Here is a 20,065-nt window from a genome sequence, read left to right on the forward strand (position 1 = left end):
CGACGACGGGGCGATCACCTAGGTTCTGTCTGACAAAGGATCTCGGGCTGGTTCGCGGAGGGCGCCCCGAGTCGACCTCACCGATGCCGCGCCACTGCTTGAGCTTGTTGATGCACCGCTCGATGGTGTCCGGCTGCTTGTCGGTCTCATGGTCGAAGGCAGGCGGTCGGCTTCCGAGGCCGAAGTGGTCGGTGCGGGACCAGTCGGCGAGTACGGGGTGTGTGTCCATTGCGGGCGCTTGGGGTGGCGTCAGTGGTTGGACCTGAGGGGAGAAGCGAAGTCGTGTTTCCGGGGCTTGGGGGATGCGCCTGAGGGGTCAGGGCGTGTTCAGCCCGAAGTTGTTGCTGCTGGCGTTGGTGGCATTCGGACTGTTAATGGCGTTTTGGGTGTTGATGTTGTTGAACATCGGGAGGATGCCGCTGAGGTTGATCGGGAGGACGGAGCCTGCACCGTCCTCGTCGGGCTCGTCGGGCTCGTCGCAGGGGGCACCCGTGATCGTGGTGGGGTCGCTGTCGGTGAGGATGGCGCTTCCGACTCGGTCCTCTTCGACTCTGACGGAGTTAGTTACCGAGCAGGGGGCGTTGTCGGCGATGTTCACGGTCACGATGAGCGTCCGGGGTTGGCTGGGGCGAATGAAGAACGCCACGCACGAGATGGTCTCACCGTTGTCGAGCACCGAACACGCACTGGCGAGGTTGCCCCTGAGCCCGGCCACGGTGAGGCCTGTGGGGAGATTGTCTGTGAGCTCCATGGTGCCGGTGTCCTCATCGCCGGTGTTGGTCAGCGTGATGGTGTAGACGCCCTGCACTCCCCGGGTGAAGTTTCCTTCGTGGCTTTTGTCGAGGCTCGGTACCGGTTGAGCGTGAGCGGGGGAGGCCGAGAGGGCGATGGGCCCGAGGGCGAGCGCCACTGCCGCCGAGATTGAAGCCATCCGCCGCTTCGAGCCGCGCGTGATCATCTGCCGTCACTCCTCGTTCGAAATTCGTTGCCGCCAGACCCCAGCGGGCCGCAGAGCCGATCAAGCCGAACAATACGGACCCAGAGACCCCTATATCCCCTCAAATCGGAAGGACAGGGCCATTTCGCCCGATTGATCGACCCCTGAGCGAGCGTGACCGGTGAGCTGCGCTAAGGCCTGTCAAATAATTGATCTTGTGGCAGGTCGAGGTGAGTTGACGGATGCGGCGTGGGAGCGGATAGAGCCCTTGTTGCCGCAGGTGGACGGGCGTGGTCGGCCGTGGCGTGATCACCGGCAGGTGTTCAACGGTGTGCTGTGGCGGTTGCGGACCGGGGCTCCGTGGCGCGACCTGCCCCAGCGGTATGGGCCGTGGCAGACCGTCTACGAGCGGTTCGCCCGATGGGAGGCGGACGGCACCTGGGCAAGGCTGCTGGAGCATGTGCAGGTCCGCGACGACGCGATGGGCCAGGTGGAGTGGGCCGTCGCCGTCGACTCCACGATCAACCGGGCCCACCAGCACGCCGCTGGCGCACGTAAAAGGGGGTTGCAGACGGGGACGAACTGGAAGATCCGGGCCGCTCGCAGACGCGCCAGGCCCTCGGCCGGTCCCGAGGCGGGCTGACCACCAAGGTCCACCTCGCCGTCGACGGCCGAGGCCTGCCGCTGTCCATCGTGCTCACGCCCGGCAACGTCAACGACGCCACCGCGTTCGGCCAGGTCCTCGACGGGATCCGCGTTCCGCGAGCCGGCACCGGCCGCCCGCGCACGACACCGACCCGGGTCCTGGGCGACAAGGCCTACTCCAGCCGGGTGATCCGGCACCTGCTGCGGCGGCGGGGCATCGCCGTCACGATCCCCGAGCGCCGCGACCAAGCGGCCAACCGCCAGCGTCGAGGCCGCACCGGCGGCCGACCGCCCGCCTTCCACACGGAGGTCTACCGCGACCGCAACGTGGTCGAACGATGCTTCGCACGCCTCAAGCAGTTCCGCGCGATCGCGACCAGGTTCGACAAGCTCGCCGACCGCTACCGCGCCGGAGCCATCCTGGCCTCACTGATCCTCTGGCTCCGCGAACCAGTCCGTGATCATTTGTCAGACACCCCCTAGGGCCCGGGCCAGACCTACGGGATCTCCGGCAGGGGCTTCCCGGAGGCCGAGACGGTCACGCTGCGGGACGAGCAGGGCGCCGTCGTGGACACGGGAGAGACCATCCAGGACGGAATAGACCGACCCGGCGGGGTCAGCGGAGGGAGACGGACTTGTCCGTGCGGTACGTGGCGACGAGCGCCAGGCAGAGCGCCGCGATGGCCACCCGCCCCGACGCCTGCAGCAGCGGTCCCCGCAGCAGGATGAAGGAGTACCCCGCGACCAGCGGGACCACGACCGAGAGCAGCGCTCCGGACGCGGTCCGCCGCACCGCCCTCGTGGCGTAGCGGCGGTCGATGCGGGCGGCCGCGTACCCCATGCCCATCAGCCCGGCCCCCATCCCCACCGCGCCGAAGTCGATCCACAGTTCGGCCCAGATCGGGGAGGACAGGTTGGTGTTGACGGTGCCCATCCACTGGCCGACCATCACGCCCGTGTCCCTCGGCTTGCCCGGCCAGACCGAGCGGGGCACCGCGAAGAACACCGAACCGGCCATCTGGCGGCCGTAGAAGTGGCCGGGGCCGGACTCGGCGAAGGTGATGGTGTTGGCGAACATGCCCACCTGGTCGTAGTCCTTCAGCGCCATCGGCTCCAGGAAGGACGTGGTCTCGACCGGCTTGTAGTTCTTCTCGTCGTAACGGAACCGGTCCGCGAACGGGAAGACCAGCAGCGCGATCACGACGGCCATGGACAGCGCCACCCGGTACATCGCCGCGCTCACCGGGAAGACCGTGAACAGCAGGGCGAACATCACGGTGAGGAACCAGTACCGCGGGTTCGAGATCGGGTTGTTGACCACCAGGTTCAGCGCGCACAGCGCCGCCCAGGTCGCGATCACCGTCGGCTTGCGGCGGGCGTACGTGGACGTGACCAGCCAGCGCGTGTACAGCAGCAGGGCGAGCAGCGCCGGGACCGTGCCGAAGCCGCGCAGGAAGGCCTGGCCGGCCTGGCCGTCGCCGTTGGAGACGCCGGCCTCCTCGATGCCCGCGATGATCTCCTGCCGGCTGCTGAAGAACACCGCCGGACCGCCGAGCTTCATGATGAACACGCCGCTGCACAGGAAGGCGAGCAGGGTGAGCAGCTGAAGGCGGCGGCGGTGGGCCATCAGCTGCCGCTCCTCCTTGCGCGCGGCGCCCGCGCGGACGGCCGGCCGGTGCCGGGCCAGCAGGACGCCGACGTCGAAGGCGATGCAGCCGATCAGGATCAGGGCGATCGCCCAGGTGAGGTCGGAGCGCGGCCCGACCACCGGGGTCGGGACCTGGCCGAGGACGGCCTGGGCGAGCGGTGCGACGCCCATCGCCATGTAGACGAACAGCCAGAAGGAGCCCTGGAGGAGCTTTCGCCGGCTGGTGAGGACCATCGCGGAGAGCCGGGCTCCCGCGTACATGGTGAGGGCCAGCTGGAGCCAGAACGCGGCGTCGCGGGCGCCCGCGCCGGACTGCACGGCGACGAACAGCGGCAGGAAGACGGCGAAGCCGAGGGCGAGGGGGACGGACAGGGCCCGGGACAGCAGGGTCCGGGGCGTCGTGACGCGGCCCCACTGGGACTCGTCCTCCGCGGGTGCCGGGGCCGGGGTCCGGCTCGGGGGCACGGCGGGAGGCCTGCGTACGTCCGTTGCCACTGTGCCCACCCACCCCTGTGCGATTTCCGGGCGCAGTCTAGTCTGAGCGGGCGGCACCCGGGGAGGCGCCGGCGGGGGCGACCGATCTGGGGGGCATGTGCCACGCAATCTCACGGCCTTCACGCTGGCCGGTTACGACAAGGGCCGCGGCTTCCTGACGCAGGCGCTGTGGTTCGGCGTGATGAACACCGTCTTCATGGCCTGGTTCTGCCCGGCCCGGCTGCGGGTCGCCCTGCTGCGGGCGTTCGGGGCGGAGATCGGCGAGGGCGTGTTCATCCGGCACAAGGTGCGGGTGCTGTGGCCGTGGAAGCTGAAGGTCGGCGACCACAGCTGGATCGGCGAGGGCGCGTGGGTGCTGAACCTGGAGCCGGTCACCATCGGAGCGCACGTGTGCGTGTCGCAGGAGGCGATGCTCTGCACCGGCTCGCACGACCACCGGGCCGCGGACTTCCGGTACCGGAACGCCCCCATCACCGTCGAGGACGGCGCGTGGGTGGCGGCACGGGCGACCGTGCTGGCCGGTGTGACGGTCGGCCGCCACGCGGTGGCCGGCGCGGGCGCCGTGGTCCACAAGGACCTGCCGGAACTGACCCTGCAGACCGCGGACGGCTCCCGCCGCGCGGTGGAGGAGCCGAAGTGAGGATCCTGCACGCGGTGACGCTGCATTCGCCGCAGAACGCTTTCGGCGGTCCGGTGCGCGTGGCCCTGAACCTGGCCAAGGGGCTGCGCGAACGCGGTCACGAGGCGGGCCTGGTGGCGCTCGGGGAGGACTTCGGCGACCCCTGGCCCACCGACGTGGAAGGGGTCCCCGCCCAGCTGTTCCCGGCCCGCCGGCCGCTGCCCGGGCTGGGCTTCAGCGGTATGACCTCCCCTTCGCTGCTGGCGCGGGCGGGGCGGCTGGTGCGCGGGGCGGACGTGGTGCACGTGCACCTGGCGCGGGACCTGGTGACGCTGCCGGTGGCGCTGGCTGCCCTGCGGGCCGGCCGGCCGCTGGTGCTGCAGACCCACGGCATGGTGGACCCGAGCGACAAGGCCCTGGCGAAGGTGCTGGACGCGGTCGCGGTCCGCCGGCTGCTGCGCGGCGCCGGCGCGGTGCTGTACCTGACCGGGCACGAGCGGAAGGGCCTGGAGGCCGTGGTCGGCGGTCCGCTGCCGCGGGCGGTGCGGCTGGTCAACGGCACGCCCGCGCAGGAGGAGCGGCCGCCGCTGTCGGGGCCGCCGCGGATCCTGTACGCGGCGCGGCTGCAGGCGCGGAAGCGGCCGGTGGACTTCGTGGACGCGGTCCCCGAGATCCTGCGGGCGCACCCGGAGGCGGAGTTCGTGGTGGCCGGCCCGGACGAGGGCGAGCGTGCCGCCGTACTGGGCCGCGTCGCGGAGCTGGGGCTGACCGACCGGGTGTCCGTGCCGGGGGCGCTGAGCGGGCAGGACGTCCTGCGGGAGCTGCGGCGGGCGCACGTGTACGTGCTGCCGTCGGTGGACGAGCCGTTCCCGATGTCGGTGCTGGAGGCGCTGTCGGTGGGCGTCCCGTCGGTGGTGACGCACTCCAACGGGCTGGCCCGCGACATCGCCGACGCGGGCGCGGGGCGGGCGGTCGACCCGGGGGCGGCGGGCGTCGCCTCGGCGGTCGTGTCGCTCCTGGACCCGGCGGTGAACGCGGCGGCGTCTGCGGCGGCGCGCGAACTGGCCGCGGAGTCCTTCTCCATGCCGGCGGTCCTGGACACGCTGCTGTCCGTCTACACCGGCCTCGGGCCGGCGCGGTAGCGCCCTGCCGGGCGGGGGCGGGGCGGGCGAAGCCACCGCTCCGCCGGCACCCGGCACCTCCGCCCGGGCCCGCTCAAACGCCGCTCGGGCTGGGAGGCCACCCCGGCTCCGCCAGGAAACCGGCACCTCCGCCCGGACCCGCTCAAACGCCGCTCCGGCTGAAACGCCACCCCGGCGCCGACGGCCAACCCGACGCCTCCGCCGGAACGCCGCGCGGGCTACAAGGCCCCGGGCCGGGAAAACCAGCCCCGCCGGCGATTGAGGCGCGGGGTGCGGGGCAGAGCCCCGCGCGCCCGGGCGAAGCCACCGCTCCGACAGCCCACCCGGCACCCCCGCCCGGGCCCGCTCAAACGCCGCTCGGGCTGAAACGCCGCCCCCGGCCGGGCCCGGTCAGACGCCGCTCCGGCCGGGAGGCCGGCCCGGGGCCGGGCATGGCGGAGCCCCCGGCTCGGCGGGGAGCCGGGGGCTTCGGGTGGGTCAGGCCGGGAGCCAGGCGTAGCAGGAGGTCGAGGTGAACTCCGCCGTGCCGGCCGGGATCCTGGCCGTGACCGCGGCCCCCGGCTGCGCCCCCATGTCGGGGCCCGACGCGAGGACCGCGCCGTCCTTGCCCCGGGCCTGCCAGGCGCAGCCCGGCGTCGGGTTGACCGCCCGGAAGGTGCCCGCCGCCGGCGACTTGCGGGTGCCGTCGCCGAAGCCCTTCTCCGCCGCCGCCAGGATCGGCTTCTGCTCCGGGCAGAGGTGGGTGATCGCGGCCTTGGCGTTGGGGATCTCCCCGGCGACGATCGACGCGGTCGCCGCGTCCTTGTCCCGCTTCGCCGTACGCTCGACCCGCTGGCAGGCCTCCTGCCCGGTCTGCAGCACGGCCGCCGGGTCCATCTTCTCCGGCACCCGGCCGGACAGGTACTTCTTCTCGTTGTCCTTGAAGCTGCCGGTCGCCGGCGTCAGCTTGGCGTCCGGCAGCACCGGCCCGGTCGGCTTGGCGTCCGGCGAGGCCGGGGACGACGCGCCCGCCGAGGGCGCCGCCGAGTCCGCCGGGTCGGGGACCGGGGAGGCGGCCGGGGGCTTCGGCTTCGCCTCGGCCTCGGGCTTGTCGCCGTCCGATCCGCACCCGGTCAGCGTCAGGGCGGCGGCGGTGGCCAGCAGGACAGCGGCCGCTGCCGTGCGTCGGTACATCAGGGCTCCCGTGGTACTGGAATGGAAAGCGGGGCCGGCCGCCGGCCGGCCCCGCATCCGTGTTCGTCCGGCCGAGTTACTTCGCGCCGAAGGTGAGGATCAGCTGCGGAGTGCCCTCCGCCGCCGTGGCCTCCTTGGACCAGATCCACAGCGGGTCGGTGCCCGTGCTGGTCAGCCCCATGCTGTAGCTGCTGCCGAGCACCGCCTGGACCGCCGCCGTGTCCAGCGGCACGTTGTGGACGGCGGAGCCGTCCGCGACGCCGGTGACGGAGCCCAGCGGGGTGGTGCCCAGGGTCGGCTTGGTGTTGTACGTGGTGGCCGCGCCGCTCCAGGTGCCGGTGACCGGGACCACGGAGATCTTGTCGGCCGTGCCGGCGCCCGCCTGCGTGGTGGTCTTGATCTGCAGCGTGGCCGACTTCAGCACCTGCCCGGCGGGGGCCGCCGGCAGGTCGAAGCGCAGGTACGTCTCGTACGCCGAGGTGCCGCGCACCGCGAGCGAGCTCGACGAGCCGTAGGCGGTGCCGGGGGCGCCCTGGTTGATGTAGGTGTCCTCGGTCGCGGAGACCTCGGTCACCGTGTCCGTGGGCGCCTTGGCCAGGTCGTAGTGGTTCTTGATCTGGGCCGAGCTGAGCGCGCTCGGGTAGACGGCCGTCTCGTCGAGCTGACCGGCGAAGAAGTTGCTGGTCGGGCGGTTCGGCCAGCCGCTCAGCTGGTCGCCGCCGACGTGCCAGTAGCCCCAGGTGACGGTCGAGTTGGTGACGGGGGCCGTGCCCTTGAGCTGGCCGTCGACGTAGAGCGCCATGCCGGCCGGACCGGAGGTCGCGACGACGTGGTGCCACTTGTTGTCGTTGTACGTGTCGAACAGACCGGTGGTGATGGTGCGGGCGGAGCCGTTGTAGACGCCGAACGCCAGCCGGCCGCTGTTCGTCATGTAGACGTGCTTGTCGTACGAGCCGCTGTTACGGGTGGTGTTGTTGCCGAACCCGATCAGCTTGCCTCCGCGCGAGGTGCCGGTCTTGAACCAGGTCTCCAGGGTGAAGGCGGATCCCACGCCCTCCTGCCGGCGGTCGCTGTGCAGCTTCTGGCTGGTGCCGTTGAAGCCCATCGCCGTGCTGGAGCCGGTGACCGCGCCGGGGGTCTGCTTCAGCGCCGGGGCGTTGACCTGGACGCCGCTGCGGTTGCCGTTCTCCGAGGAGTCGGCGACGTACGGGCTGACCGAGTCGTCGTAGCGCCAGTACAGCTCGGCGCCGTCCGCGCGGACCTGGTTCGGGTACGACTGGACCGCGGTCGGGACGGTCACCGAGGCGGTGGCCGACAGGGCGCTGGTGTTGCCGGCGGCGTCGGTGGCGGTCACCCGGTAGCTGTAGGACTGGCCGGCCTGGACGGTGGTGTCGTTCCACGAGGCCTGCGGGCGCTCCCACTCCAGCGAGCTGGCGGCGACCGAGGCGATCGGGGTGGCCGAGCCGTTGCGGTAGATGCGGTACGTCAGCTTGCTGTCGTCCGCGTCGTAGCTGGTCCGCCAGCGGACCTGGACCTCGCCGGGCTTGACGCTGGCGGCGCTGACGACCGGGGTGGTCGGGGCGCCGACGTCGCCGGTGGAGGCGAAGCGGGTGAGGCTCTGCTGCTCGACGCCGTTGATGAGGGTGAACTCACCGCCGACCCACATGTACTTGACGCCGTTCTTCTCCGCCACGGCCATCACGCGCGGGCCGATGCCCTCGCCGAGGCCGTCGTTGGCGGTGGGGTGCCAGCCGAGCTTGCCCGGGCCGCGGACGAAGCCGTCGACGGGCGCCGGGGCGGCGCCGGTGTGGTTGGCGGGCTGGGCCAGCAGGAAGTGGCGCTTGCCGTCGGGGAACTCCCGCTCGGTGGAGCAGTCGTGCGCGTGCGAGGAGCTGTAGATGACTCCGTCGTAGGGCAGCACGAACTGGGTGGCGCCGAGGCAGCGGTCCCGCCACTTCTCGCTGAAGTCGCTGAGGTTGAGGCCGATGCGGCCGTCGAAGACGCCGCCGCCGGAGCCCTCGTTGCCGGTGTAGAAGCCGGTCTCGTCGGTGGAGATGTCCTTGACCACCGAGTTGCTCGGGATGTTGTTGTACGTCTTCTTCACCGCGCCGGAGGCGGCGTCGATGACGGCCAGCGCGTGGCTGTTGGAGCCGTTGACGGTGAAGAAGTCGCCGCCGAGCAGGACGTGCTTGCCGTCGGGGGTGACCTCGATGGCGCGTCCGGGCTCGTCCGCGTTGGCCTTGAAGGGCTTCAGGGCGCCGGAGGTGGCGTCCACGGCGGCGAACCGCTCGCGGGTCTGGTCCTCGACGGTGCCGAAGTCGCCACCGGCGTAGACGGTGTCCTCGGTGACCGCCAGGGCCCGCACGGTGGCGGGGAAGGACGGGTGGAAGTCGGCCTTGGGCGTGCAGGTGGCGATGTCGATCGCCGCCAGGCTGCTGACCGGGGTGTCGTTGACGGCGCCGAAGTAGCCGCCCGCGTAGAGGGTCTTCTTGTCCTTGGAGACCGCGAGGGCCCGGACGGTGGCGCTGCCGTCGCCGACGGTGAACGACAGCTTGCAGGAGGTGGGGGCGCCCGTCGCGGCGTCCAGGGCGACGAAGTTCACCGCCTCCTGCTCGGATCCTGCCTTGGAGCCCGTGGGGGGCAGTACGGCGGAGAAGGTGCCGCCGGCGAACACCGTGCCTTCGGCCTCGGCCATGGCGAACACGATGCCGTTGGTCTGCCAGGTCGGCAGCGCGTCGGCGGTGAAGGCCACCGGCTGGGTGATGGCGGACGCCTGCGGCATCAGCACCAGGCCGACGCCTACGCCGCCCCCGGCCAGTGACAGGACGAGGGCAGCAGTCAGCCCTCTGGATCTACGCATGAGCCCCCCAGGGCAAAGCCCGGTCGAATGGCTGGATTTGTACGACAGCCATATGTACGGGCGCAGACTAGGGCTTGGACGGGGGCCCGGTCACCTCACTTGACCCATTGCATACCAACTTGGAATCAACGAGGTTCAGCGTGGCGGGCGCTTTCCGGACATACGGCAGGTTTGCCCCGGTCAGCCCTGGTGAGGGATGACCGGGACATGTAAATCGTAAGGTACTGCGGGTAACGCGCGGCCGCCGGTCCCGGCCGGCGGGCCTCAGCGGTCGATGCGGACGGTGGCTCCGGCGAGCTGGTCCTGCACCTGGCGGACGTCGGCGTCCACCATGATCCGGGCCAGTTCGTCCACCAGGACCGTCGGCTTCCAGCCGAGCAGCTCCTGGGCCTTGCTCGCGTCGCCGATGAGGGCGTCGACCTCGCTGGGCCGCTCGTACTTGGCGTCGTAGCGGACGTGCTCCTGCCAGTCGAGGCCGGCGTGCGCGAAGGAGGCCTCGACGAACTCGCGGACGGTGGCGGCGACGCCGGTGGCGACCACGTAGTCGGTGGGCTCGTCCTGCTGGAGCATCCGCCACATGGCGTCCACGTACTCCGGCGCGTAGCCCCAGTCGCGGACGGCGTCGAGGTTGCCCAGGTACAGGTGCTCCTGCAGGCCGGCCTTGATCCGGGCGACCGCGCGGGTGATCTTGCGGGTCACGAAGGTCTCGCCGCGGCGCGGGGACTCGTGGTTGAAGAGGATCCCGTTCACGGCGAACATGTCGTACGCCTCGCGGTAGTTCACCGTGGTCCAGTACGCGAAGACCTTGGCGGCGCCGTACGGGCTGCGCGGGTGGAACGGGGTCTGCTCGTTCTGCGGCGGCGGGGTGGAGCCGAACATCTCCGAGGACGAGGCCTGGTATATCCGGGTGTCCACGCCCGAGGCACGGATGGCCTCCAGCAGGCGCAGGGCACCGAGGCCGGTGACGTCTCCGGTGTACAGGGGGGCGTCGAAGGAGACCCGGACATGGGACTGGGCGCCCAGGTTGTACACCTCGTCGGGCCGGATGTCGCGCAGCAGGTTCACCAGCGCCACCCCGTCGGACAGGTCGGCGTGGTGCAGCACGAAGGACCGGTTCTCGGTGTGCGGGTCCTGGTAGACGTGGTCGATCCGCTCGGTGTTGAAGCTGGACGAGCGCCGCACGAGGCCGTGCACCGTGTAGCCCTTGGAGAGCAGCAGCTCCGCCAGGTACGAGCCGTCCTGGCCGGTGACTCCGGTGATCAGCGCGGTCTTGCTCATGCGGGTTCCCCCCGGGGGTTGTCGTGGTTCGTGATCTGCGGGCTCCCGCCCGCGCTGCGGCCCGTGCGGGTCCCCGCATGGTACGTGTGACCCCGCGCGGCGCCTCGCCCGCGCGGGTACGGCCGGGCCGGGGCCGCGGGCCCGGGCCACGCGCCCGGACGGCCGGAGGCACTGGCATTATCGGCGGTATGACAAATCCGGAGTCGTACCTGCCCCCGCACGCCCGTGTCTTCGTCGCCGGCCACCGCGGCCTCGTCGGGTCCGCCGTCGCGCGCCGGCTGACCGCCGACGGCCACGAGGTGATCACCCGGAGCCGTGCGGAGCTCGACCTGCGGGACGCCGCCGCCACGGCCGCGTTCCTGAAGGAGGTCCGGCCGGACGCCGTCGTACTGGCCGCGGCCAAGGTGGGCGGGATCATGGCCAACAGCACCTACCCGGTGCAGTTCCTGGAGGAGAACCTCCAGATCCAGCTCAGCGTCATCGCGGGCGCCCACGCCGCGGGCGTGCCCCGGCTGCTGTTCCTCGGCTCCTCGTGCATCTACCCGAAGCTCGCCCCGCAGCCCATCCGCGAGGACGCGCTGCTGACCGGCCCGCTGGAGCCCACCAACGAGGCGTACGCCCTGGCCAAGATCGCCGGCATCGTCCAGGTCCAGTCGTACCGGAAGCAGTACGGGGCCGCGTACATCTCCGCCATGCCCACCAACCTCTACGGTCCGGGCGACAACTTCGACCTGGAGAGCTCGCACGTCCTGCCCGCGCTGATCCGCCGGTTCCACGAGGCCGCGGCCGAGGGCCGCGAGGAGGTCGCGCTGTGGGGCTCCGGGACCCCGCGCCGGGAGTTCCTGCACGTGGACGACCTCGCCGCGGCCTGCGCCGTGCTGCTGCGCGACTACGACGGCGACGAGCCGGTCAACATCGGCTGCGGCGAGGACCTCACCATCAGGGAGCTCGCGGAGACCGTCGCCGAGGTCACCGGCTTCACCGGGCGGCTGGCCTGGGACACCTCGAAGCCCGACGGGACCCCGCGCAAGCTGCTGGACGTGTCCCGCCTGACCTCGCTCGGCTGGAAGCCGGGCGTCCCGCTGCGGGACGGCATCGCCTCCACCTACCGGTGGTGGCTGGAGTCCCGCGAGAACTGATCGCTGCATGGGGCTCAGTACGCTCCGCGCCCGTCCACGACGGCGCGGAACGTACGGCCCATCACGTCGACGTCGCTGGTGAACGACCAGTTGTCGACGTACTGCAGGTCGAGCTGGATCGTCTCGTCCCAGGACAGGTCGGACCGGCCGCTGATCTGCCACAGCCCCGTCATGCCCGGCCGCACCGCGAGCCGCCGCAGCTCGACCTCGTCGTACTGCGCCACCTCCTCCGGCAGCGGCGGGCGCGGCCCGACCAGGGACATGTGGCCCGACAGCACGTTGAACAGCTGAGGCAGCTCGTCCAGCGAGGTCCGGCGCAGCAGCCGGCCGACCCGGGTGACCCGGGGGTCGCGGCGCATCTTGAACATCAGGCCGTCGTTCTCGTTGGCCGCGGACAGGTCCGCCTTGAGCCGGTCCGCGTCGACCACCATGGTGCGGAACTTCCACATCACGAACCGCTCGCCGTCGCGCCCGATGCGTTCCTGGCGGTAGAAGGCCGGGCCCCTGCTGTCGAGGCGCACGGCGACGACGACACCCAGGAACAGCGGGGACAGCAGGAGCAGGCCCAGGGCCGCGCCCGTCCGGTCGAGCACCGACTTGAGCACCGGCTGGAGCCCGCGCCGCACCGGCGGCGCCACCCGCAGCACCGCCAGCCCGCCGGCCGACAGGGTCTCCAGCCGCTTCGGCGAGACCTCCACCAGCCCGGGGAAGACGGCGAGTTCCAGGCCCGCGTCGTGCAGGGCCCAGGCCACCCGGCGCAGCCGCTCGCCGGCGATCCGCGCGCCCGGGGCGACGAGCACCAGGTCGGCGTGGTGGCGGCGGACGGCGTCCAGGACGGCGTCGGCGTCCCCGCCGGGCACGACGGGCGCCTCGGCGCCGAGCCGGGCGGCGACGGGCACCCCGCCGGTGAGCGCCTCGTCGCCGACCGGGACCACGCCCACGACCACGTAGGGGTGGTCGGTGCGCGCGGCGAGGTGGCCGATGACCTCTTCGGCGGTGCCGGGCTCCCCTATCACCAGGACCCGGCTGACCGCCTGGGCCTCGCGGCGGGCGGCGGACAGGTGCCGGTAAGTGAGCTTGCGGCAGGCGACGGTGATGAGCAGCGCGGGCAGCAGGGCGCCGAGGGCGGCCAGCCGGGGCGTGCTCTCCTCGGTGGCGGCCCGCGCGACGGCGAGGACGCCGATCAGAATCAGCCAGTCGTGCAGCACGGGAAGGACCCCGCGGGACTCCCCCAGCGCCCGGTTCGCGTAGCGTCGGCGAAGCGCCTGTACGCTCACCCAGGCGAGCGCGGCACCGGCGGCGCAGTACACCGGGCGCGCCTGCTGCGCCGCCTGGAAGACCAGGGCGACGGGCACGGCGGCGCCCAGGACGTCCGCGGCCAGGGCCGCGGGCAGGTACCAGCGGGCCTTGTCCCCGAGGCGGCGCGGCGGCGCACCGGCGTCAGGAGCCGCTGCGGTCACTCTTCGCGCAGGAACACGGACATGCCTCATGGGCCCCCCTGGCACCTGGTCATATGACGGAGGCGAGTGTCCGCGGCTTCCCCAAACGGCGGACATCTGTCGCACCGGAGAACAGTACGACAAACGTCCGTACGGTAAATGCCGTTTGCCTCAACGCGGCCTCTTGTTGTCCGTTCGTTAGGAAACGGCATCCCTCATTCCGGATTCCGGACGGACCCGGGCGCCGGCCGCCCCAACGCACACGAATGTGAACGGTTCGGATATCGGACCTGACATCTCGGTCAACGAACCATTTCCAGCCAACCTTTTGACGCGCCCCTGACAGTTCGGTCGGGAGCTGGCACTCTTCGATCCGTTCTTCGCACAGCACTCGCACGTCATTCGCACAGCCTTCGCACAGCCCTCGCACAGCCCTGTTCTGCCCGGAGGCCCACCCAGCCCTCCGGACCCCCCTTGCAGAAGGAGTCTGCGTTGAGTCCCACCCCCCACAGGCGTGCCACCGCGGCCGGCGCCCTCATCGCCGCGGCGGCCCTGCTCGCCGTCGGCGTGCAGACCAGCAGCGCCAGCGCCGACGCCACCGCGTCGCAGGCCCGCCAGGCCGCCCAGCCCAACCCGGGCGCGGCCGCCCTCCAGCTCAGCCCCTCCGAGCGTGCGACGCTCATAGCCGACGCGAACTCCACCACCGCCCAGGCGGCCCGGGCCCTCGGCCTCGGGAACCAGGAGAAGCTGGTCGTCCGCGACGTCGTCAAGGACGCCGACGGCACCACCCACACCACCTACGAGCGCACCTACGCCGGACTGCCGGTCCTCGGCGGCGACCTGACGGTCCACGCCAAGGGCGGCGTCACCAAGAGCGTCACCAAGGCGACCAACCACGAGATCAAGGTCGCGTCCACCGACGCGGCCGTCACCCCGGCCGCCGCCGAGAGCCAGGCGCTCTCCGCGGCGAAGGCCGAGGGCTCCAAGGAGACCAAGGCCTCCCGGAACGCCCGCAAGGTGATCTGGGCCGCCACCGGCGCGCCCGTCCTCGCCTGGGAGACCGTGGTCGGCGGCTTCCAGCACGACGGCACGCCCAACGAGCTGCACGTGGTGACCGACGCCCGGACCGGCGCGAAGATCACCGAGTGGCAGGCCGTCGAGACCGGCACCGGCAACACCATGTACAGCGGCCAGGTCACCCTCGGCACCACCCAGTCGGGCAGCTCGTACAACCTGACCGACGGCGCCCGCGGCGCGCACAAGACGTACAACCTGAACCGCGGCACGTCCGGCACAGGCACCCTCTTCTCCGGCCCGGACGACGTCTGGGGCAACGGCCTGCCCTCCAACCTGGAGACGGCCGGCGCCGACGCCCACTACGGCGCCGCGGTGACCTGGGACTACTACAAGAACGTGCACGGCCGCAACGGCCTGCGCAACGACGGCGTAGCCCCGTACACCCGGGTCCACTACGGCAACGCCTACGTCAACGCCTTCTGGCAGGACTCCTGCTTCTGCATGACCTACGGCGACGGCGAGGGCAACAACAAGCCGCTCACCTCCATCGACGTGGCCGCCCACGAGATGACCCACGGCCTCACCTCGGTCACCGGCAACATGACCTACAGCGGTGAGTCCGGCGGTCTGAACGAGGCGACCTCCGACATCATGGCCGCGGCCGTGGAGTTCCACGCCAACAACGCCCAGGACGTCGGCGACTACCTGGTCGGCGAGAAGATCGACATCCGCGGCAACGGCACCCCGCTGCGCTACATGGACAAGCCGAGCAGGGACGGCTCCTCCAAGGACGCCTGGTACTCCGGCATCGGCTCCATCGACGTCCACTACTCCTCGGGCCCGGCCAACCACTGGTACTACCTGGCCTCCGAGGGCTCCGGCCCCAAGGTCGTCAACGGCGTGAGCTACGACTCGCCGACCTCCGACGGCCTGCCGGTCACCCCGATCGGACGCGACGCGGCCTCGAAGATCTGGTTCCGCGCCCTGACGGTCGGCTACTTCAAGTCCAACACCAACTACGCCGACGCCCGCGTCCAGACCCTGAGGGCCGCCGCCGACCTGTACGGCCAGGGCTCGACGGTCTACAACAACGTCGCCAACGCCTGGGCCGCCGTCAACGTCGGCCCGCGCATCACCGACGGCGTGACGGTCCAGCCGATCGCCAACCAGAACACCCAGATCAACTCGGCGGTCAGCCTCCAGGTCCAGGCCACCAGCACCAACCCGGGCGCGCTGAGCTACGCGGCGACCGGCCTGCCGGCCGGCCTGTCCATCAACGCCTCCACCGGCCTGATCTCGGGCACCGCCACCACGGCGGGCACCTCCAACGTGACCGTCACGGTGACCGACTCGGCGAACAAGAGCGGGACCGCGTCCTTCACCTGGACCGTGGGCACCAGCCAGCCGAGCGTGTTCGAGAACACCAACGACTACCAGATCGCGGACAACTCCACGGTGGAGTCCCCGATCACGGTGGCCGGCCGCACGGGCAACGCCCCGAGCACCCTGAAGGTGGACGTCAACATCGTCCACACCTACGTCGGTGACCTCCGGGTGGACCTGGTCGCCCCCGACGGCACCGTCTACAACCTGCGCAACCGCTCCGGCGGCAGCGCGGACAACATCGTCCAGTCCTTCACCGTGAACGCCTCCTCCGAGGTCGCCAACGGCACCTGGAAGCTGCGCGTGGCCGACCTCGCCAGCATCGACACCGGCTACATCAACAGCTGGAAGCTGACCTTCTGATCCGCTTCCGCCCAGCACCGCGCAGGACCGGGAACGGCCCGGGGACCGATGGTCCCCGGGCCGTTCCGCCGTGTGCGTGTGCCCCGGCGCCCGGGCGGGACGCCGGGCCGCGCCCTACGTGCGGGTGAGCCGCCGGGTCAGGGGACGTTCCGGAAGATCACGTCGAAGACGTCCGCGGGGTTGCGGGACGCGGACGCGGTCCGGGTGCCGGTCCGCTTCTCCTCGTCGGCGTAGTCCTCCTCGTCCTCCTCCGCGTCGCCGGCCCCGTCCCAGTCGGGCGCCTCCGTGTCGCCGGCGTAGTCGGCGTCCTCCGCGTCGTCCGCGTGGCCCGCGTCGTCGACGTCTCCGTCGTCGTCGGCGTCCTCCGCGTCGCCGTGCCCGTTCCCGGGCTCCCGGTGGTCCCCGCCGCCCTGCCCGGCGTCCGCCGGGCCGGAGTCGTCGCGCTCGTGGCCCCCGTGCTCACGGCCGTCGTCGACCTCGTCCACCTCGTCCACCTCGTCGACCGCCTCGTCCTCACGGTCCCGCGGCGGCCGCGGCTTGTCCCGGACCGGCTCGAAGCGGACCGCGACGGCCTCGAAGCCCTCGGCACCGGAGCGGGGTTCGGCCACCGCCACCGGGTCCCCCGCGCACGCGTCGTTGTCGAAGAGCAGCGCCGCCAGGTCCGTCTTGTTGAAGGCCTCCACCGCCGGGCGCCGCGGGGAGGTCCCGTTCAGCAGGTAGCAGGTGCCGACCGCGGCGGGCCGGAGCTGCGCGCGCCGCTCCCGGCCGTCGTCGAGGAAGGTGTAGTTGAGGGTGCCGCCGCCGTCGGCGAACGCCTGGCCCGACACCGGGAGGACCAGGGCGAAGGCGCCTGCGAAAGCTGCCGCCGTGGTGCGAAGACGCATGGGGGGGTTCCGTTCTTCCGGGATGGGTGCCGGTCCGGTTGGCATCCGGGACGGAGCGTAGGAGCGGAGGGTTCCGGAGGAACGTTTCTCTACCCGGGGGTGTTCGGAGGTTCACCCGGAGAGGCCCGGTCGGGCACCCGCCCGGCGGCGGCGGTGACGCCGCCGGGCGGGGCGCCCCTCAGCGCAGCAGGACCCCGCTGCCGGTCCCGGCGCCGGTCTCCGGCGGGGCGGCGACCAGGCCGAGTTCGGCGGGGGTGGCGAGCAGCGGGTGCGCGGGCAGGATCCGCACGGTGTAGCCGAACGGGCCGGTGCGGTCGAGGACCAGCGGCCCCTCGTACAGACAACGGCCTTCCAGGTCCGGCCCGCCGGCCGGCTTGAGCGGGAAGGTACGGGCGTCCGCGATGACGTCCTGCGCGTCCACCCGGCCCGCCACGGCCTGGACCTCCACCTCGTCGGGCCCGAGGGTGTCCAGCGCCACCTGCACCCGCAGGGTGAGGGTGGCCCCGAGTTCCGCGGTGCCGTTGACCGGTGCGGCGGCCAGCGCCTCCACGTGCCCGACCGACACCCGCGGCCACACCTCGCGGACCCGGCCCTTCCACGCGGCCAGTTCCCGCGCCGCGTCCGCCGTCAGGGCCCGGTGGGCGAGCGCCGCCGGCGCGTACAGCCGTTCCACGTACTCCCGCACCATGCGCCCGGCGAGGACCTTCGGGCCCAGCGAGACGAGGGTGCGGCGGACCATCTCGATCCACCGGGCGGGCAGCCCGCCGGCGCCGGAGCGGTCGTAGAACCGCGGGACCACCCGCCGCTCGACGAGTTCGTACAGCGCCGCCGCCTCCAGGTCGTCCCGCCGGTCCTCGTCGGTGGCGTTCCCGTCGGCGGTGGGGATGGCCCAGCCGAAGTCGGGCTCGAACCACTCGTCCCACCAGCCGTCCAGCACCGACAGGTTGAGGCAGCCGTTGAGGGCAGCCTTCATCCCGCTGGTGCCGCAGGCCTCCAGGGGGCGCAGCGGGTTGTTCAGCCAGACGTCGCAGCCCGGGTACAGCTTCTGCGCCATGGCCATGCCGTAGTCGGGCAGGAAGACGATCCGGTGCCGCACCCGGGGGTCGTCGGCGAACCGGACGAGTTCCTGGACCAGGCGCTTGCCGCCGTCGTCGGCGGGGTGGGCCTTGCCCGCGACCACGATCTGCACCGGCCGTTCCGGGTCGAGCAGCAGCCGGCGCAGCCGCTCCGGGTCGCGCAGCATCAGGGTGAGCCGCTTGTACGAGGGCACCCGCCGGGCGAAGCCGATGGTGAGCACGTCGGGGTCGAGCACGGAGTCGACCCAGCCGAGTTCCGCGGTGCCGGCCCCGCGCTGCTTCCACGAGGCGCGCAGCCGCTCCCGCACCTCCTGCACCAGTTGTTCGCGCAGGACCCGCCGCAGGTCCCAGACGTCCTGGTCGGGGATGTCCGCGACGGCGTCCCAGCGCTGCGAGCCGCCCACCGAGAGGGCGTCCTCGGCGCGTCCGGCGCCGATCTGCCGGGCGCCGAGGCGCATCACCTCGGGGGCGACCCAGGTGGGGGCGTGCACGCCGTTGGTGACGGAGGTGATGGGGACGTCGGCGGGGTCGAATCCGGGCCAAAGTCCGGCGAACATCTCGCGCGAGACCGCGCCGTGGAGGGTGGAGACGCCGTTGGCCCGCTGGGCCAGCCGCAGGCCCATGACGGCCATGTTGAAGACCCCGGGGTCGCCGCCCGGGTAGGTCTCGGCGCCGAGTTCCAGGATCCGGTCGACGGGGACGCCTTCGAGTTCGGCGCCGTCGCCGAAGTGGCGGGCTAGGAGGCCCTTGTCGAACCGGTCGATGCCGGCGGGCACGGGCGTGTGGGTGGTGAACACGGTTCCGGCCCGGACCGCCTCGACGGCGGCGTCGAAGCCGAGCCCGGACTCACCGGCGAGTTCCCTTATGCGCTCGAGTCCGAGGAATCCGGCGTGTCCCTCGTTGGTGTGGAACACCTCGGGCCCGGGATGACCCGTGATCCGGCAGTACGTTCGGACCGCGCGGACCCCGCCGATGCCGAGCAGCATCTCCTGGAGGAGCCGGTGGTCGCTGCCGCCGCCGTAGAGGCGGTCGGTCACCTCGCGGGCGGCGCCGTCGTTGCCCTCGACGTCGGAGTCGAGCAGCAGCAGCGGGACGCGGCCGACCCGGGCCTGCCAGATGTGCGCGTGCAAAGCCCGTCCGCCCGGAAGTTTCAGGCTCACGCGGGCGGGCACGCCGTCGGCGTCGCGCAGGAGGCAGACGGGCAGTTCGTTGGGGTCGAGGACCGGATAGTGCTCCTGCTGCCAGCCCTCGCGGGAGAGCGACTGGCGGAAGTAGCCGTGGCGGTAGAGCAGTCCCACCCCGATGAGCGGGACGCCGAGGTCGCTCGCGGCCTTGAGGTGGTCCCCGGCGAGGATGCCGAGGCCTCCGGAGTACTGGGGCAGGGCGGCGGTGATGCCGAACTCCGGCGAGAAGTAGGCCACGGCGGCGGGGAGTTCGGGTCCGTTCTGGTGTTGCTGGTACCAGCGTTCGCCGGTCAGGTAGTCGTCGAGGTCGGCGGCCACGGTGCCGAGCCGCCGCAGGAACCTCCGATCGTGGGCGAGTGTCTGCAATCGGTCGTCCGGGACGGCTGCCAGCAGCCGGACGGGGTCCCCGCCCGCGGCCTGCCAGCCCTCCGGATCGACGCTCTGGAAGAGTTCCCGGGTCTCGGCGTGCCAGGACCAGCGCAGGTTCCGCGCCAGTTCGGCGAGCGGCAGCAGGGGCTCGGGGAGGACGGGACGCACGGTGAATCGACGGATAGCCTTCACGCGTTCCACCTTCGCAGGCGTTTACGTATGGGAGCGGACGCACCACGCTGTGCACCCTTTCATCACCCCCGGAAGGCTAGGGGGTGTCACCCCGGTCCCGCCACGGGGCCTCGGGGGCCGCCGCGGCCTCCGGAGCCGGCGGAGCCGGGCCGCCGGAGCCGGGCCGGCGGTCGAGCCGCGGAGGGTCGGGGCGGATCTCGGCCGGATCCCGTCGATCGGTCA

General features: G+C 72.0%; 13 protein-coding genes and 1 pseudogene. 5 read left to right on the forward strand and 9 right to left on the reverse strand.

Translation table 11 applies throughout. The features are described from left to right. Positions 1-18 precede the first annotated feature (18 nt). Both ACFY61_RS07760 and ACFY61_RS07765 read right to left on the reverse strand, forming a co-directional pair. A pseudogene (locus ACFY61_RS07760) lies at positions 19-175 on the reverse strand (IS5/IS1182 family transposase); the annotation flags it as partial. Positions 176-316: 141 nt separating this feature from the next. Continuing rightward, the gene (locus ACFY61_RS07765) at positions 317-958 is read right to left on the reverse strand and encodes a hypothetical protein (protein WP_389468357.1); all 642 of its coding nucleotides are present in this window, start codon (positions 956-958) and stop codon (positions 317-319) included. 196 nt (positions 959-1,154) lie between these two features. On the opposite strand from ACFY61_RS07765, the gene ACFY61_RS07770 reads away from it, so the two are divergent. Beyond that, positions 1,155-2,065 (forward strand): IS5 family transposase gene (locus tag ACFY61_RS07770; protein ID WP_389468360.1). Its coding sequence is split into 2 segments (ribosomal slippage): positions 1,155-1,509 and positions 1,509-2,065, totalling 912 coding nucleotides; the frame shifts between segments, so codons are not numbered across the junction. A 133-nt stretch (positions 2,066-2,198) separates the two neighbouring features. On the opposite strand, the gene ACFY61_RS07775 is transcribed toward ACFY61_RS07770, so the two are convergent. Beyond that, positions 2,199-3,695 (reverse strand): hypothetical protein, encoded by a 1,497-nt coding sequence (locus ACFY61_RS07775; RefSeq protein WP_389468363.1) that lies wholly within the window; start codon positions 3,693-3,695, stop codon positions 2,199-2,201. 127 nt (positions 3,696-3,822) lie between these two features. Between ACFY61_RS07775 and ACFY61_RS07780 the strand changes: the two genes are divergently transcribed. Together ACFY61_RS07780 and ACFY61_RS07785 are read left to right on the forward strand one after the other, a co-directional pair. Further along, the gene (locus ACFY61_RS07780) at positions 3,823-4,365 is read left to right on the forward strand and encodes a WcaF family extracellular polysaccharide biosynthesis acetyltransferase (RefSeq protein ID WP_389468365.1); all 543 of its coding nucleotides are present in this window, start codon (positions 3,823-3,825) and stop codon (positions 4,363-4,365) included. Further along, positions 4,362-5,486, forward strand: coding sequence for a glycosyltransferase (locus ACFY61_RS07785; protein ID WP_389468368.1), 1,125 nt, complete (start codon positions 4,362-4,364; stop codon positions 5,484-5,486). The genes ACFY61_RS07780 and ACFY61_RS07785 overlap by 4 nt, the downstream gene beginning before the upstream one ends. A 477-nt stretch (positions 5,487-5,963) precedes the next feature. Here the strand turns inward: ACFY61_RS07785 and ACFY61_RS07790 are convergent, their stop codons facing one another. The 3 genes from ACFY61_RS07790 to gmd all read right to left on the reverse strand — a co-directional run bounded on the left by ACFY61_RS07790 (position 5,964) and on the right by gmd (position 10,797). Next, positions 5,964-6,659, reverse strand: a complete 696-nt coding sequence (locus tag ACFY61_RS07790) for a hypothetical protein (RefSeq protein ID WP_389468371.1) — start codon at positions 6,657-6,659, stop codon at positions 5,964-5,966. A 76-nt stretch (positions 6,660-6,735) separates the two neighbouring features. Continuing rightward, complete coding sequence (locus ACFY61_RS07795; protein WP_389468374.1) at positions 6,736-9,519, reverse strand: DNRLRE domain-containing protein; 2,784 nt, start codon at positions 9,517-9,519, stop codon at positions 6,736-6,738. Between the two features lie 264 nt (positions 9,520-9,783). Then, positions 9,784-10,797, reverse strand: a complete 1,014-nt coding sequence (gene gmd, locus ACFY61_RS07800) for a GDP-mannose 4,6-dehydratase (protein ID WP_389468377.1) — start codon at positions 10,795-10,797, stop codon at positions 9,784-9,786. 188 nt (positions 10,798-10,985) lie between these two features. On the opposite strand from gmd, the gene ACFY61_RS07805 reads away from it, so the two are divergent. Then, a complete protein-coding gene (locus ACFY61_RS07805) occupies positions 10,986-11,936 on the forward strand; it encodes a GDP-L-fucose synthase family protein (protein WP_389468378.1) in 951 nt (316 codons plus the stop codon). Positions 11,937-11,950: 14 nt separating this feature from the next. On the opposite strand, the gene ACFY61_RS07810 is transcribed toward ACFY61_RS07805, so the two are convergent. Next, a complete protein-coding gene (locus ACFY61_RS07810) occupies positions 11,951-13,426 on the reverse strand; it encodes a sugar transferase (RefSeq protein WP_389468380.1) in 1,476 nt (491 codons plus the stop codon). A 441-nt stretch (positions 13,427-13,867) separates the two neighbouring features. Between ACFY61_RS07810 and ACFY61_RS07815 the strand changes: the two genes are divergently transcribed. Continuing rightward, positions 13,868-16,138, forward strand: a complete 2,271-nt coding sequence (locus ACFY61_RS07815) for a M4 family metallopeptidase (RefSeq protein ID WP_389468382.1) — start codon at positions 13,868-13,870, stop codon at positions 16,136-16,138. Between the two features lie 137 nt (positions 16,139-16,275). Here ACFY61_RS07815 and ACFY61_RS07820 read toward each other — a convergent pair whose 3' ends face one another. Next, positions 16,276-17,022, reverse strand: coding sequence for a hypothetical protein (locus ACFY61_RS07820; RefSeq protein WP_389468385.1), 747 nt, complete (start codon positions 17,020-17,022; stop codon positions 16,276-16,278). A 178-nt stretch (positions 17,023-17,200) separates the two neighbouring features. Next, positions 17,201-19,843, reverse strand: coding sequence for an alpha-glucan family phosphorylase (glgP, locus tag ACFY61_RS07825; protein WP_389468388.1), 2,643 nt, complete (start codon positions 19,841-19,843; stop codon positions 17,201-17,203). Positions 19,844-20,065: the final 222 nt, after the last annotated feature.

Source organism: Streptomyces sp. NPDC012888 (assembly GCF_042900645.1).
Classification (GTDB): Bacteria; Actinomycetota; Actinomycetes; order Streptomycetales; family Streptomycetaceae; genus Streptomyces.

Coding starts and splice junctions, on each gene's coding strand:
- ACFY61_RS07765 (WP_389468357.1), bottom strand. CDS start 958: ATGATCACGCGCGGCTCGAAGCGGCGGATGGCTTCAATCTCGGCGGCA.
- gmd (WP_389468377.1), bottom strand. CDS start 10,797: ATGAGCAAGACCGCGCTGATCACCGGAGTCACCGGCCAGGACGGCTCG.
- ACFY61_RS07795 (WP_389468374.1), bottom strand. CDS start 9,519: ATGCGTAGATCCAGAGGGCTGACTGCTGCCCTCGTCCTGTCACTGGCC.
- ACFY61_RS07810 (WP_389468380.1), bottom strand. CDS start 13,426: ATGAGGCATGTCCGTGTTCCTGCGCGAAGAGTGACCGCAGCGGCTCCT.
- ACFY61_RS07820 (WP_389468385.1), bottom strand. CDS start 17,022: ATGCGTCTTCGCACCACGGCGGCAGCTTTCGCAGGCGCCTTCGCCCTG.
- ACFY61_RS07790 (WP_389468371.1), bottom strand. CDS start 6,659: ATGTACCGACGCACGGCAGCGGCCGCTGTCCTGCTGGCCACCGCCGCC.
- ACFY61_RS07805 (WP_389468378.1), top strand. CDS start 10,986: ATGACAAATCCGGAGTCGTACCTGCCCCCGCACGCCCGTGTCTTCGTC.